This is a genomic window from Bradyrhizobium sp. LeoB3, from assembly GCF_055456055.1.
Genome location: NZ_JBVBEF010000005.1, coordinates 95,201 through 108,971, shown reverse-complemented (window position 1 = coordinate 108,971; position 13,771 = coordinate 95,201). Strand labels below are relative to the sequence as shown.

At 63.2% G+C, this 13,771-nt stretch carries 18 protein-coding genes and 1 tRNA gene; 10 read left to right on the top strand and 9 right to left on the bottom strand.

What is annotated here, in order from left to right; translation table 11 throughout:
* Positions 1-115 precede the first annotated feature (115 nt).
* On the bottom strand, positions 116-1,246 hold the full coding sequence (locus tag ACZXDY_RS06960; protein WP_464344960.1) for a M20/M25/M40 family metallo-hydrolase: 1,131 nt from the start codon (positions 1,244-1,246) through the stop codon (positions 116-118).
* A 268-nt stretch (positions 1,247-1,514) separates the two neighbouring features.
* Here ACZXDY_RS06960 and ACZXDY_RS06955 point away from each other — a divergent pair, with 268 nt between their 5' ends.
* On the top strand, positions 1,515-3,119 hold the full coding sequence (locus ACZXDY_RS06955; RefSeq protein ID WP_464344959.1) for an ABC transporter substrate-binding protein: 1,605 nt from the start codon (positions 1,515-1,517) through the stop codon (positions 3,117-3,119).
* Between the two features lie 78 nt (positions 3,120-3,197).
* Here ACZXDY_RS06955 and ACZXDY_RS06950 read toward each other — a convergent pair whose 3' ends face one another.
* The 4 genes from ACZXDY_RS06950 to ACZXDY_RS06935 all read right to left on the bottom strand — a co-directional run bounded on the left by ACZXDY_RS06950 (position 3,198) and on the right by ACZXDY_RS06935 (position 4,416).
* Positions 3,198-3,353 carry a hypothetical protein gene (locus ACZXDY_RS06950; protein WP_464344958.1) on the bottom strand — a complete coding sequence of 52 codons (156 nt, stop codon included), beginning with the start codon at positions 3,351-3,353 and terminating at the stop codon, positions 3,198-3,200.
* 91 nt (positions 3,354-3,444) lie between these two features.
* Complete coding sequence (locus ACZXDY_RS06945; protein ID WP_464344957.1) at positions 3,445-3,618, bottom strand: hypothetical protein; 174 nt, start codon at positions 3,616-3,618, stop codon at positions 3,445-3,447.
* A 333-nt stretch (positions 3,619-3,951) separates the two neighbouring features.
* On the bottom strand, positions 3,952-4,212 hold the full coding sequence (locus ACZXDY_RS06940; protein ID WP_080663895.1) for a DUF3551 domain-containing protein: 261 nt from the start codon (positions 4,210-4,212) through the stop codon (positions 3,952-3,954).
* Positions 4,213-4,329: 117 nt separating this feature from the next.
* Positions 4,330-4,416, bottom strand: a tRNA-Leu gene (locus ACZXDY_RS06935).
* Positions 4,417-4,625: 209 nt separating this feature from the next.
* On the opposite strand from ACZXDY_RS06935, the gene ACZXDY_RS06930 reads away from it, so the two are divergent.
* A complete protein-coding gene (locus tag ACZXDY_RS06930) occupies positions 4,626-5,033 on the top strand; it encodes a twin-arginine translocation pathway signal (protein WP_464344956.1) in 408 nt (135 codons plus the stop codon).
* 9 nt (positions 5,034-5,042) lie between these two features.
* Here ACZXDY_RS06930 and ACZXDY_RS06925 read toward each other — a convergent pair whose 3' ends face one another.
* Both ACZXDY_RS06925 and ACZXDY_RS06920 read right to left on the bottom strand, forming a co-directional pair.
* Positions 5,043-6,242: an FAD-dependent monooxygenase gene (locus ACZXDY_RS06925; protein ID WP_464344955.1), complete on the bottom strand. Its 1,200-nt coding sequence runs from the start codon at positions 6,240-6,242 to the stop codon at positions 5,043-5,045.
* A gap of 21 nt (positions 6,243-6,263) precedes the next feature.
* The gene (locus ACZXDY_RS06920) at positions 6,264-6,509 is read right to left on the bottom strand and encodes a zinc-finger domain-containing protein (protein WP_021077734.1); all 246 of its coding nucleotides are present in this window, start codon (positions 6,507-6,509) and stop codon (positions 6,264-6,266) included.
* Positions 6,510-6,744: 235 nt separating this feature from the next.
* On the opposite strand from ACZXDY_RS06920, the gene ACZXDY_RS06915 reads away from it, so the two are divergent.
* The 4 genes from ACZXDY_RS06915 (at position 6,745) to ACZXDY_RS06900 (ending at position 10,128) form a co-directional block, all read left to right on the top strand.
* On the top strand, positions 6,745-7,893 hold the full coding sequence (locus ACZXDY_RS06915) for a hypothetical protein (RefSeq protein WP_464344954.1): 1,149 nt from the start codon (positions 6,745-6,747) through the stop codon (positions 7,891-7,893).
* A 60-nt stretch (positions 7,894-7,953) separates the two neighbouring features.
* Positions 7,954-8,706 (top strand): alpha/beta fold hydrolase, encoded by a 753-nt coding sequence (locus tag ACZXDY_RS06910; RefSeq protein ID WP_464344953.1) that lies wholly within the window; start codon positions 7,954-7,956, stop codon positions 8,704-8,706.
* A gap of 251 nt (positions 8,707-8,957) precedes the next feature.
* Entirely contained in the window at positions 8,958-9,785 is an 828-nt protein-coding gene (gene cysE / locus ACZXDY_RS06905; RefSeq protein ID WP_028166277.1) for a serine O-acetyltransferase, read from the top strand.
* Positions 9,786-9,915: 130 nt separating this feature from the next.
* Positions 9,916-10,128, top strand: coding sequence for a DUF3126 family protein (locus tag ACZXDY_RS06900; protein ID WP_027583509.1), 213 nt, complete (start codon positions 9,916-9,918; stop codon positions 10,126-10,128).
* Between the two features lie 122 nt (positions 10,129-10,250).
* Here the strand turns inward: ACZXDY_RS06900 and ACZXDY_RS06895 are convergent, their stop codons facing one another.
* Positions 10,251-10,958 (bottom strand): hypothetical protein, encoded by a 708-nt coding sequence (locus tag ACZXDY_RS06895; RefSeq protein WP_464344952.1) that lies wholly within the window; start codon positions 10,956-10,958, stop codon positions 10,251-10,253.
* Between the two features lie 220 nt (positions 10,959-11,178).
* On the opposite strand from ACZXDY_RS06895, the gene ACZXDY_RS06890 reads away from it, so the two are divergent.
* Both ACZXDY_RS06890 and ACZXDY_RS06885 read left to right on the top strand, forming a co-directional pair.
* On the top strand, positions 11,179-11,508 hold the full coding sequence (locus ACZXDY_RS06890; RefSeq protein WP_028163204.1) for a DUF6949 family protein: 330 nt from the start codon (positions 11,179-11,181) through the stop codon (positions 11,506-11,508).
* 185 nt (positions 11,509-11,693) lie between these two features.
* Complete coding sequence (locus ACZXDY_RS06885) at positions 11,694-12,224, top strand: gamma carbonic anhydrase family protein (protein WP_028163205.1); 531 nt, start codon at positions 11,694-11,696, stop codon at positions 12,222-12,224.
* A 14-nt stretch (positions 12,225-12,238) separates the two neighbouring features.
* Here the strand turns inward: ACZXDY_RS06885 and ACZXDY_RS06880 are convergent, their stop codons facing one another.
* Positions 12,239-12,472, bottom strand: coding sequence for a hypothetical protein (locus tag ACZXDY_RS06880; RefSeq protein ID WP_028163206.1), 234 nt, complete (start codon positions 12,470-12,472; stop codon positions 12,239-12,241).
* A gap of 108 nt (positions 12,473-12,580) precedes the next feature.
* Between ACZXDY_RS06880 and ACZXDY_RS06875 the strand changes: the two genes are divergently transcribed.
* Both ACZXDY_RS06875 and ACZXDY_RS06870 read left to right on the top strand, forming a co-directional pair.
* On the top strand, positions 12,581-13,030 hold the full coding sequence (locus tag ACZXDY_RS06875) for a hypothetical protein (protein WP_464344951.1): 450 nt from the start codon (positions 12,581-12,583) through the stop codon (positions 13,028-13,030).
* A gap of 145 nt (positions 13,031-13,175) precedes the next feature.
* On the top strand, positions 13,176-13,703 hold the full coding sequence (locus tag ACZXDY_RS06870; RefSeq protein ID WP_155255117.1) for a hypothetical protein: 528 nt from the start codon (positions 13,176-13,178) through the stop codon (positions 13,701-13,703).
* The last annotated feature ends 68 nt before the right edge of the window (positions 13,704-13,771 follow it).

Sequence of the window (13,771 nt, the reverse complement as noted above, 5' to 3'; positions counted from 1 at the left end):
GGGATGGCTCCGGAATGACCCGCCACACTTTAGTAGCGTAGCCCGGATGGAGCGCAGCGCAATCCGGGGTCTTCGCTTCCCCCGGGTTACGCTTTCGCTTCACCCGGGCTACAGGTCACTGCAAGGTTGCCAATAACCCTGCCATCAGCCGGCCGCGCTCGGCAAGGCTGTCCACTTCTATATGTTCATTGAGCGTGTGTGCATCGGCACCGCGCACGCCGAGGCCGTCGAGCGTGGGCACGCCCATCGCCCCGGTGAAATTGCCGTCGGAACCGCCGCCCTTGCTGCCGTGGGGTAGCTTCAAGCCCATCCCTTCCGCAAGCGCGCGGGCCTTTTCATAGAGCGCCATGGTGCCGGCATCCGGCTCCCACACCGGGCGGGTGACGCCGCGCGTCACCGTGAAGGTGACGTCATTCGACGTGCCCGACAGCGCCAGCATGCGCTCGACGCCGCGGTCGAGATCGGCCTGGCGCTTGGCCATGCTCAGCGCTTCGCCGGTGCAGGTGGTGGCGACGCAATTGACCCATTGGCCGCCATGCACGATGCCGACCGAGAAGGTGCAGTCCTCCGTCGTCATGCCGTCGATCGCGAGGATCTGCCGCGCCATCTCACGGATCGCCGAACGGCCGGAAGAGAGTGTCGCGCCGGCATGGCTCGGCCGTCCCGTTGCCTCCAGGTTGAAGCGGGCGATCGCATAGCGGCCGGTGACAACGCCGTTGTCGGCGGTGCCCGGCTCCGGCACCAGCACATATTTATTGCGCGCGGCTTCGGCCTCGATGATGTCGCGCGTCGACGGCGTGCCGACTTCCTCGTCCGGCGTGAACAGCACGGTGATCGGCAATGGTGTCGTGAAGGAGGCGCGGATCAATTGCCGGATTGCTTCCAAGGTTAGATAATTGCCGCCCTTCATGTCGAAGATGCCGGGGCCGAAACATTTGTTGCCTTCGCGCCGCCACTTCAGCTTCTCGAGGGTGCCGACCGGGTGCACCGTGTCGAGATGGCCCGCGATCAGGATGCCGGGCTCGCCGAACTTCGGATGGGGAAAGCGCGCGCGCACGCAGCCGGCAAAGCCTTGGCGGCCGGCGATGCGCTCGATCGTCGCACCCATGATCGCCATCTCGCGCGCCGCAAGGTCGAGCATGCGCTCGACGGCGGCGGCGTCCCAGGTCGGGCTTTCGCACTCCACCCAGCTACGCAGGCCCTGCAGCATCACTTCGGAATCAAAAGGAAGATTGGCTGGATTCATGAGGTCCCTCTGTTCGTTGCTGCAGGCGCGTAATGCCGTCAGATCGCGACCGGCGAAATCGGCCTTTCGAAGTTGTAGCGTCAAACGCGGTGAGCCGCACCATTCGTTTGTGTACATCCGATCTCGACCAAACCGGATTGACGCAATACACGCTTGGTGCAAGTCTCAAATTTGCAGGTCTTGCAGCATGTTAGGTTCGCCTAAATAACGGACCGACTGCACAACGAATAAGCCGGCTTTGATCAGTTTCACGTCAGGAGAGACAGGAATGTTCCAAACGTCCAGTTGGAAGCGCAGGGCGCTGTCGTCAGCGTTATCAATCGTTGCGCTTTCGGTGGCGCTGAGCGCGCAGGCGCTCGCGGCCGGCAAGACCATCACCGCGGTGATGCATTCGGACTTGCGCGTGATCGATCCGATCATGACCACGGCCTACATCACCCGCGATCACGGCTACATGGTCTATGACACGCTGCTCGCGACCGACTCCAATTTCAAGATCCAGCCGCAGATGGCGGACTGGAAGGTCTCCGACGACAAGCTCACCTATACTTTCACGCTGCGCGACGGCTTGAAGTGGCATGACGGCACGCCGGTGACGGCGGAAGATTGCGTCGCCTCGCTGCAGCGCTGGGGCAAGGTCGACGGGATGGGCCAGAAGCTGCAGGACTTTACCGAAAGCCTCACCGCAACCGATGCCAAGACCATCACGCTGAAGCTAAAGGAGCCCTACGGTCTGGTGCTGGATGCGATCGGCAAGCCGTCCTCGCGCGTGCCGTTCATGATGCCGAAGCGTCTTGCCGAGACACCGCCGGACAAGCCGATCCCCGAGCAGATCGGCTCCGGTCCGTTCAAATTCGTGCAGGCCGAATTCCAGCCCGGCGTGAAGGCGGTCTATGAGAAGTTCAAGGACTATGTGCCGCGCAAGGAGCCGGCGAACTGGATCGCCGGCGGCAAGGTCGTGAAGGTCGACCGCGTCGAATGGATCACGATGCCGGACGCGCAAACCGCGATGAACGCGCTACAGTCGGGCGACATCGACTTCATGGAGAATGCGCCGCTCGACATGCTGCCGGTGCTGGAGGCGAACAAGGATCTCAAGATCGAGGTTCTCAACAAGTTCGGCTATCAGACGCTGGGGCGCATGAACTTCCTCTATCCGCCCTTCGACAACGTCAAGGTCCGACGTGCGGCGTTCCTGGCGATGAAGCAGAAGGATGTGCTCGACGCACTGGTGGGCAATCCCCAGTACTATAAGATCTGCGGCGCCATCTTCGGGTGCGGCACGCCGCTGGAGACCGATGTCGGTGCCGAGACGCTGGTGAAGGGCAACGGCATGGCGGAGGCAAAGAAGCTGCTGGCCGAATCCGGCTATGACGGCACGCCGATCGTGATCATGGCGCCCGGCGATGTGAGCACGCTGAAGGCGCAGCCGATCGTCGCCGCGCAGTTGCTGCGCGAGGCCGGCTTCAAGGTCGATTTGCAGGCCACCGACTGGCAGACCGTGGTGACCCGCCGCGCCAGCCAGAAGCCACCGAAAGAGGGCGGCTGGAACATGTTCTTCACCAATTGGGTCGCGGCCGACATCGCCAATCCGATCGTGAATGCCTCGGTCAACGGCCGCGGCAAGAATGGTGGCTGGTTCGGCTGGGCTGAGAACGCCAAGATCGAGGACCTGCGCGACAAGTTCGCGCGCGCCTCCTCGCTCGACGAGCAGAAGAAGATCATCGCCGAATTTCAGAAGGAAGCCTACGACCAGGTGCTTTATATCCCGCTCGGCCAGTACCTGAATCCGAGCGCCTGGCGCAAATCGCTCACCGGCGTGCTCGACGGCCCGGCGACCCCGATCTTCTGGAACATCGACAAGAGCGAGTAGGGCTGCATCGAATGATAAAGCAAAATGGCCGGGCTCAGCCCCGGCCATTTTCATTGAGCGAGCGGGTTTCGTCCGCGCTCAGCAGTGACTCTCGCGCACGCGTTCCAACCCTTCGTTCAGAAGCGGCGGAGCGGGTTCCGGCAGCGAAGCCGGCCCGCGCGTCTCCTGCTTCTGCTCTTGCGGTTCCGGATGCTGTTCCGCCGCCCGTTGTTCCCCTGGATAGTCTTTCGCCATGTCATCGCACTCCAATGCTGCAGTACAACATTTTCGGCGAGAGAATGTTCCGCACCGCTGCGCGCACGGCGATGGTCTCTAATGTCCGAATTTACGGGAACACAGTCATCGTCGCGAAATCGCCGAGTGCCGTGCCTGGCGACATCGAGGCGGCGTACAACGCGACGAGAAACAGCCTCGATAAGAACAGAACACCAATGATGATCGCTACGCGGCCGATCCAGGCCGTCTTCACCGCAAGCCGATCCCGCTCCGAACTTGCCATCGTCACATCTCCAATCCATACGCGTTGAGATTTGACAGCCGCAAGATTGCGGTCGGCGCGCAAAGACTAGGTTTCGGTGGCAGGCGTTGATGTGATCCCAGCCACACCTGACGGGAACGTGATGAGTGAGCGCGCGCGAGCATGCTGTTGCCTCACCGCAACTCGAACGTTCTCGTGCTCTCGCCAGCAATCAAACGGTGCTGATTTACGCTTTGCGTCGAGTTGTTTCGGACGATCTTGTGAGAGTGGCGTGCAGTGATGCGATCGGATGCATCATGGTCTCAAGGCGCGCTCAAAAAAATCTGGCTCAAGCGACCGCACGCACGTTCATCTCTACGACCTGCTCGTCCGCCGCTTTTTGCGCGGAATGGGCTTGGCATAGTAAGGATTGACCACGCACTGAGCCGCCCGGCCGGAGGCTGATGCCTGACACTGGGGTATCGAGGTGTAGCGACATTCGAAGTAGTAATCCACCATGCCCTGGTAGATCTGCAGGCAGACCGGATAGTTCGGATCGTAAGTCTGGGCCTGGGCTGGCGTTGTCTTGCCGAGCATAACGACTGCCAGGATAGCCAAAGCCAGAATGCGCATCATGATATCCTCGTTCCTGGTAGGTTATGGTCTCGGTCCAGACCGCCATGTGCCGGCTGACTTGCCGGCTCTGGTCGTGTCGTCGTCGTCCTAGCCAAAGCGAGATTCGTCTGATTCGATTGGTGCGGGCGGTGGGACTCGAACCCACACGACGTTGCCATCGAGGGATTTTAAGTCCCTTGCGTCTACCAATTCCGCCACGTCCGCGTTCGTCGGGAGAAGGATATCTAGCGCGTTTGGTGACGAAGTGGAAACAGGATAATTGTTTGCCGAATACACGTTATTTCAACAGTTTAACGCGTAATGCGACGACGCCACGTCTTGCGTATCGCACTGCGCGGTGGCCGCCCAGCCTCAATCCCGACATTTCCCGCTGCTTTAGCCAATCTCAACACTTAACCGTTTATCAAGGCGCTATGTCCATCCGCACCTTCCGCCACCTGCCGCCGCGCGCGGCCGTGACCGCCGCGCTGCTTGCGCTTGGCGGCCTGCTTTGCGGCTGCGCCCAGATGGGCGAGACGCTCAGCCCGGCCTTCGTCGATCCCGCGAAATACGATCTTTACGACTGCAAGCAACTCGAAACGGAGCGCGCGGCGCTGACGTCGCGCGCGGCGGAGTTGCAGGGGCTGATGTCGAAGGCGGAGACCGGGGTCGGCGGCGCCGTGGTGGCGGAGGTGGCCTACCGCAACGATTACGTCGCGGTGCGCGCGCAGCAGAAGCTCGCCGAGGAAAACTGGCGACGCAACAGATGCCATGAGACGATCGTGGCGGCGCCGGCGCCGATCGTGCCACCGGCGCCCGCCCGAGGCGCGCGTTCGCGCTGAATCGCGCCTTCACGCCCGCCAATCATAGATCCAGTCCTGCCGCGCCCGCATTCGCTGCGGACCCATCGCCCGGATGACGAGATCGCGCGTCAGCGCCATCGGTCCTGTGAGGTGATAGATGCGCCCTTGTCGCTGCGCGGTGCGCGCCACCCGATCGACGCGCCCGCGGCGCAGCCTGGTGTAGCGCTTCAGCGCCGCGGGAATGCCGGAGATGTCCTCGCCGGTGCAGCCAGAGAGGCAGTTGGCAAGCACGGCGGCGTCCTCGATCGCCATGCCCGCGCCTTGCGCAGCAAAGGGCAGCATCCCGTGCACGGCGTCGCCGAGCAGGGCGACCGCGCCCGCGCTCCATTCGCTGACCTCGGGCATCGTGAACAGCGCCCAGCGCCGCCATTCCTCGACCGCGCCGATCAGCGTCCGCGCGCTGTCGGGCCAATCGGCGGAGAACGCGTTCTTGATCTCGCCCGCATCGCCGGCCTCGCTCCAGCCCGGCCGGTTCCAGGTTCCCGGCACGATCGCGACCACATTGATCCGTCGTGCTGCGGCGATCGGATAGGCGACCAGATGCGCGTTCGGTCCCATCCAGAGTTGCACCCGCGGCGAGGCGGATTCGCGCGGCAGCGCCTTCGCATCGAGCGTGCCGCGCCAGGCGATCAGCCCGGAAAACCGTGGATGCAGTTCCGGGAACAGGCGGCTGCGCACGGACGACCGGATGCCGTCGGCGCCGATCAGCGCCGCCGCCAACTCATGCTGCCGCGCGTCGCCGCACCGCGCGGCCACCGTCAGTCCTCTGGCGTGGTCGGCGACATCCTCGAACTGCCAGCCCAGGCGGAGTTCGATGTCGGGATGATCCTCAACCTCTGCCTGCAGCGCTCCTTGCAAATCGGCGCGATGCACCACCCAATAGGGTGAGCCGGCGCGCGTGCTCGCGGCCTCGCCGAGCGGCAGGCGGGCGATCTCGCCACCCGCGCGCGCGCTGAGAACGCTGATCGCTTCCGGCGTCACCGCGCGCGGCGCAAGCCGCGGTTCGAGGCCGAGACCGACCAGGACGCTGCTGGCATTGGGTGAAAGCTGCAGGCCCGCGCCGACTTCCTCCAGCCGCGGCGCCTTTTCCAGGATGACGACACGAAAGCCCTTCGCCGCGAGCGCCAGCGAAGCTGTCAGTCCTCCGATCCCGGCACCAGCGACGACAACGGTGCGCGTGATCGCCACGGATCAATCAGCCATGAGCAGTCAGGCGACTTTGTCCTTCAGCACGCATTCGGGCGGGCGGGCTTCGCCGGCCGCGAGATCGGGCGCGAAGCGATACAGCGTCGAGCAGTAGGGGCAGATGATCTCGTTGTCATTGCCGAGATCGAGGAATACATGCGGATGGTCGAACGGCGGGTTCGCGCCCACGCACATGAACTCCTGCGAGCCGATCTCGATCACCGAGACTCCGGCATCGTTATGGAAGTGCGGGACGACGTGGTCGGACATATCTTCACCTTGGGATGGCAATAACGGACGGACGCAATTAACGCGATGCGGCACTGCGAAATGCCCGGCACCATACTGGCGGGTGGAGTTGATTCCTAGAGCCCCGACCATCCATTTGCTCATGCAAATTCGACACAATCTTGTCGTCGGAGAGAAGCCCTTCTTTCGTCGGGGCTGTTGTGTCTTAAAAACGGCACACTATTTCCAAGTTGAGCAAAACCCTGGGTTTTATCGAATGAAGCGAGCGCGGGTCAGTATAGGGGTGGCAGGGATGCTGGTGAGCATCGCCGCCGGCGTCGCGCTGTGGCCGTATGCCAGCGACGCGTATGCCATGCTGGCCGCACAAGACGAGCCGGCGCAATTGGCCGACCTGCAGATCAGTTCTGCTTTACGGAATGACGAGCGCCTGATCGAGCAGAATATCGAGCAGGCGCTGGCTGCTGATGACGCCGATCTCGCCAACAGCTTTCTCGAACTCGCGCGTGAGAAGAATGTCGCAATCAGCGATGGACTGACCACGCGCGTGAACGATGCGGTTGCGGAAGCGAGCTCGACCTCGCATGTCGCCAAGCGCTTTGCCACGGGCCTCGTCACCGGCACCGCGGACGATCTCGCCAGCCTGTCCGGCACGGTCGCGGGTGATCTTTTTGTTTTCGGCGATGTCAGGGATGTCGTGCGCGAAGGCAAGCATCTGGCGATGGGCGAGGAGACCGATCATCTCATTCTTGGCCTCGCCGCCGCCGGCCTTGCAGTGACGGCTGCGACCTATGTTTCCGTCGGCGGTGTCGCGCCGGTGCGCGCCGGGCTGTCGCTGGTGAAGGATGCGCGCAAGGTCGGCCGGATCAGCGAGGGGCTCTCGGCCTGGGCTGGCCGCTCCGCGCGCCAGGTCGTGGATGCGCCGATGCTGCAGGAGGCGGTGGCCTCGGCTTCGGCGCTCCGTCCGGGCCAGACCATGACCGCGATCAAGGCGGCGTTCCGCGTGGAAAAGGCCGGGGCTCTGGTTCGCCTTGCCAAGGATGTCGGGCGCATCGGCGAAAAAGCCGGCACCCGCGGCGCGCTGGAGACGCTCAAGATCGCGGAGGGACCGAAGGATGTCGCGCGCGCCGCGCGGCTCGCGGAAGCAAAGGGCAGCCAGACCCGCGCGATCCTGAAACTGTTCGGCCGCGGCGCGCTGCTGCTTGCCGCCGGCGCCTTCAACCTCACTATGTGGCTGTTCGGCGCGCTGCTGACGCTGTTCGGCTTCCTGTCCTCAATCAAGGCAACCACCGAACGCCTGACGCTGGCATGGCTGCGCCGGAGCAAGGCGCGGCGCTTGCGGAAACAACTCGCGATGGCACAAGCGGCATCCGAGGCTGCGGTGGCGGGCGCTACCGCCTGCCGCTAAGCTCTGCGATCGTTCGCCGGTCGTCAATCCAAGAAAATCCCTCAAACAACGGAAGGCGCGATGCCGAGTTTTCATCACGGCGCTGTTGAGATCGCCTATCTCGACGAAGGCGAGGGCGATCCGATTTTCCTCGTGCACGGCTTTGCCTCGAGCAAGAACGTGAACTGGGTCTATCCCGGCTGGGTCTCGGAACTGCGCAAGGATGGCCGCCGCGTGATCGCGCTCGACAATCGCGGCCACGGCGAGTCCGCCAAGCTCTACGATCCCGCAGAGTACGACATCGCCATCATGGCAAGCGACGTGATCGCGCTGATGGATCATCTTGGCATCCCGCGCGCGGATATCATGGGTTATTCGCTGGGCTCACGGATGACGGCGGTGCTGGCGCACAACGAGCCGCAGCGGTTGCGCTCGGCGATTCTCGGCGGCATCGGCATCGGCCTGATCGAGGGCGGCGGTCCCGGGGAGAATGTCGCTGTCGCGCTGGAGGCGCCCTCGCTGGAGGATGTCACCGATCCGGTCGGTCGCACCTTCCGTGCCTTTGCCGATCAGACCCGCTCCGACCGCTCTGCGCTCGCCGCCTGCCTGCGCGGCTCGAGGCGGCTGATGACACGGCAGGAGGCCGCCGACATCGACGTGCCCGTCCTGATCGCGGTCGGCAGCAATGACGAGATCGCGGGCTCGGCCGAAGCGCTCGGCCGCGTCATCCCGCGGTCGCAAGTGCTTGCCATCCCGAACCGCGATCACATGCGGGCGGTGGGCGACAAGGTCTACAAGACCGGCGTGATCGACTTCCTGTCGCAAAGAGAATGATCTTCTACGCCAGGAGAATGTTCTTCTACGGAAATCGAACTTAAGCCTGCTTGATTTCCGGCAAATGCCGACCAATTGGATGTGACGTCTCCGCATAGCGGTTAAGCGAGGCTTATCCTTTGCCGAACCGCACCGGGACAAGCGTCGCTCAACCGTGCTATAGCGCACACCGAAACTGGGGCATGATCCGGAAAAGTGGGGACCGGTTCTCCAAGAAGATCATGCTCTGCAAAGATCACGCGAGGCCAGCCATGGCAGTGCATCAGGTCAATCCGCAAGGCGGCAAGCTCGCCGCGCTCGATCCGATCTGGGACCGGATCAGGAGCGAGGCCGAGGAGATCGTTCGCCGCGAGCCGGAGCTTGCCACCTTCATCTATTCCGCGGTGCTGCATCACGAGCGCCTGGAAGATTCGATCGTGCATCGGCTGGCCGAGCGGCTCGACCATTCGGCGCTGTCGGGCGATCTGATCCGCCAGACCTATGACGAGGCGTTGCGTGATGAGCCCGATATCGGCAACGCCTTCCGCGCCGATCTCGTCGCCGTCTACGACCGCGATCCCGCGACCTCGCGCTTCATCGACCCCTTGCTCTACTTCAAGGGCTTCCATGCGCTGCAGACGCATCGGCTCGCGCACTGGCTCCATCTGAAGGGCCGCAAGGATTTTGCTTCTTATCTGCAGAGCCGCTCGTCGGAAGTCTTCCAGACCGACATCAATCCAGCCGCCAAGATCGGCCGCGGTATCTTCCTCGACCACGCTACCGGTTTTGTCTGCGGCGAGACCGCCGTGATCGACGATGATGTTTCGATCCTGCATGGCGTCACCCTCGGCGGCACCGGCAAGGAGAACGAGGATCGCCATCCGAAGATTCGCCATGGCGTGATGATCGGCGCCGGCGCCAAGATCCTCGGCAATATCGAGGTTGGTCATTGCGCGCGCATCGCCGCGGGCTCGGTCGTCGTCAAGCCGGTACCGCACAATGTCACGGTCGCAGGCGTACCGGCGAAGATCGTGGGGGAGGCCGGCTGCGCCGAGCCGTCGCGCACCATGGACCAGATGCTCAACGCGATCGGGCTTTGATTTCACTCGTGTTTCGCGATCGTTTCGATTGCAAATATTAGATTGTGCCAGAGCCGAAAAGGCTCTGGCGATTGCCGCCGTCCCGTCCTAAAACTCCGTCCCAAATCATCGATCCGATTGGAGACCGCCCGTGGACGTTCAGGAAGTCAGGAAACTTGACGCATATCTCAAGCGCGTCTTCGGTAATCCGAAGATCCGCGTCGTGCCGCGGCCCAAGAAAGACGACTCCGCCGAAGTCTATATTGGCGAGGAGTTCGTCGGCGTCCTCTTCGTCGACGATGAAGACGACGATCGCTCATTCCAATTCCAGATGGCGATCCTCGAAGAGGATCTGGCTGAGTAGGCCTGCGCCGGCCTGTAGTCCGTAGGGCGGGCAAAGCGCAGCGTGCCCACCATCCACGGGCGATGCAAGAAAGGTGGGCACGCTGCGCTTTGCCCACCCTACAAGATTCTACGAAATCACCATTACCCTCTCGGGCCGCGCAATTGCGTCGTCAGGCGGTCCATGGCGGCGGCGACGTCGCGCCATCGTGAGAGCCAGCTTCGCGGAAAGCGATAAGTGAAGTCGGCGCCGTCGACGCGGCGTTCGCTCAGGCACATGCCGGGCGTCGGCGCGTCGCGCGTGCAGCGGGCGCTGAAGGTGGGCGACGTCGACGTGAATAAATCCTCGCCGCCATAGGGCGAACCGTCGCGGAACGCGCGCATCGTCAGGTCGTCGTCCGTGCTTGCCGCTTGATCGAGATAGCGCGGATAGATTGTGCGCAGGCGGGTGTCGGGCGCAAGTGAATCGTGATGTGCCGCGATCGAAAGAAAGATCCTGTCGATCGGCTGCACCTTGTCCTCCACCGTCTCGGCGGTGACATGCTTGCGCGCCGGCGGTTCGAGCGAGGGATAGGCAAAGCTGAGATCGACGCGCTCCTGCGCGCCCGAGTGGCGCTGGATCTTCATGCGCACCGCCGCCGTCGGCACGTTGAACAGCGTGCCGCCGACACTGACCGGCAGTCTCGACGGATCGCTTGAGGGTACGGTGGTCCAGGTCGGCCACAACAGGTAGGTGACCAGCGCGATCGCGCCGCAGGCGAGGGCGGCTGCGATCAGGATCGGCACGATGTGCGCGCGCGGATTCCTGCGCGTGTCGCGCGCAAGGTGCTGGGCCGTCGAGAGCAATGTCATCGAACGAGAATGGATGGGTTCGCGTGATGCCGAATCATCCGGCGAATATGCCACGCGGCGGCCAATTTCCGTACGATTTCAGGGAATCCGGCAAGCGGTGAGTCATGCGTAAAGGTAGCAATGTAGCTTCCATGTTAACCCTTTCTTAAGGATGATGTGGCGGCGGAGCGGCAATTTTGCCAAAGGAAGCGCGCGGTCTGTTGAGTAGCGGAAGTTTGCCATGTCGCCCGATGCGCTGAACTCGTTCTTCGCCCTTTGCCTCGGCTTCGCGCTCGCCGGCGCACTTACCAGCGGCTATCAAGCGATGGCGCAGCGGCCGGCCGGCTTCGGCCTGTTGCAGGAAGGCGCGGCGCCAAGGACTTTCGCCGCGGTGCCGTTCCTGGTGTTCGCCGCGCCCTTCATCATCATGCGCAACACGCTGCGTGGCGCCAAGATCGAAAGCCGCCGCTTCGAATTCGTGATGATGGCGACCATCATCGCCGGCTTCTGGAGCCTGATGTCCGGCACCTTCTTCCTGATGACATTGCGCGCCGCCGGCGTTCTCGTCTGAGCGCTGCTTTACCATTGTTCCCTAGAGCTTCGGCTCTGATGGAATCAGAACCGAAGCTCTGGATTTTTGTTTTGACGCGTTTTCTTCACGCGAACCGGTATCCACTTCGCTCGAAAACGCCTTGGTCGCTCGCTTGAAAAGCCTTTGACCGCTGTGCCAATGTCGCCTCGAAAGAGGAGACATCCATGGCGATCTATGAACTGGACGGGCAGGGGCCCGATCTGCCGGCCGACGGCAACTATTTCATCGCGGACACCGCAACCGTAATCGGCAAGGTGCGCCTGCTCAGCGGGGCCAGCGTGTGGTTCGGCGCGGTGCTGCGCGGTGACAATGAGTGGATCGAAGTCGGCGAAGGCGCCAACGTCCAGGACAATTCCACCTGCCACACCGACCTCGGCTTTCCGCTCGTGATCGGCAAGAACGTCACCGTCGGCCACAATGTGATCCTGCACGGCTGCACTCTGGAAGAGGGCGCCCTGGTCGGCATGGGATCGATCGTGATGAACGGCGCACGCATCGGCCGCGAGAGCATCGTCGGCGCGGGCTCTGTGATCACCGAGGGCAAGGAGTTTCCGCCGCACTCGCTGATCATCGGTTCGCCCGCGCGGGTGATCCGGGCGCTGGATCCTGCGCAGGTCGCGAAGATGGGAAGCGCGGCGAAGTTCTATCAGCTCAACGGGCCGCGCTTCAAAAAGGGCCTCCGCAAGATCGGTTAACGGTCCGAGCGGCGTCACGCTTCGGAACGTCCTTTCCTTGACTTCGGCGCTGCCGACTTGGCGGTATCTGTCTTCGACTTCGCGGCGCTTTTACGTAACGCGTCGCGCAGATCGATCGGAATGCCGTGCTTCTTGAGCAGGTCTGCGAACGCTTCATCGGCCAATTCCTGAAATGTCGCCATCCTGTCGCGCCCGAGCTGCTTGAGCTTGTCGAACGTATCCTCGTCGAAAGCGATCAGTTTGCGCATCCTCGCACCTCGCACTGCGCCGGGCCCAATGGCTCCCGGAGCGTTTGGTTCCGGTAAGGAACGGCCGGCTTATCCCATCGTTAGCACGACAGGATAAGGGAGACGCTCATGACCAGGAAATCGCTTGCGATCTTCATCACCGCTCTCGCGGTTCTCGCGGCGCCCGCGATGTCGCTTGCCCAAGGCGGAGGAGGCGGCGGGGGCGGGGGCGGTGGGGGCGGAGCAGGTGGTGGTGGCGCCGGTGGCGCAAGCGCGGGAGGTGCGGCGGGCGGACCTTCCGGAGGCACCGGCAGCGCCACAGGGACCACCGGCACCGGTGGCTCGCCGTCCGGTTCGGTCGGCGGCCAGAGCAACCAGGCCATCAACCCCGGCAACACCAATACCACTGCGAACCCACCGCCAGGGACCAACAGCGCTGGCACTGCACAATCCTCCTCCGGTCCGGGGACCACGACCGGCTCTGCAGCCGGCCGGCAGAGGACCGGGGAAGATTCAGCGATCGATGCTGAGGACGCGCCGCTCGATCGCAAGATCAAGGGCATCTGCAAAGGCTGCTAGATCACTTCTGCCCGGCCTTTCGGTCGCGCAGAAGTGAGCGCATTGTTCAACCGCACTCCCGGAACTCGCTCTAGATTGTGGCGGGCGCTTGCGATGGCTGGCGCAGGCCGCGCCGGTATTGGCAGGCCGTGATGGAGGTGCAGTGATGTTGCGTAAAACGATGGTTGCCTTGCTGGCGGTAGCCTCGCTTGGAATTTTGACGATAGATACGGCGTCCGCGCGCGGCGGGTTTGGCGGCGGCGGTGGCTTTCACGGAGGCGGCTTTGGCGGCGGTGGCTTTCGTGGTGGCGGTTTTGGCGGCGGTGGTTTCCGCGGCGGCAGTTTTGGTGGTGGAGGCTTCCGCGGCGCGGCCTTCGGCGGAGGCGGCTTCCGTTCGGCCGCGATCGGCGCCGGCGGCTTCCGTGCGGCCGGATTTCGTGGCGGCTTCTACCGGCCGGGCTGGGGGTATCGTTCCGGCTGGGGGTATCGTCGTGGATTTCCGTTCGCCGCCGCAGCGGTTGGTGTTGGCCTCGGCTACGGGCTCTATGGCGACTGGCCTTATGACTCTTACGGCTACGGCGATCCCTACTACGGCTATTACGACAATTCCGGCTACGGCGGCTGCTACGTCGCCCAGCAGCGCGTCTTGACGTCATATGGCTGGCGCATCAGGTCGGTTGATGTCTGTGACTGAACCTGGCGCGCTGTAGCGAATTTATCGGGATGATGATTGCAGCCTCGGTGTTTTCCACATCGAGGCTG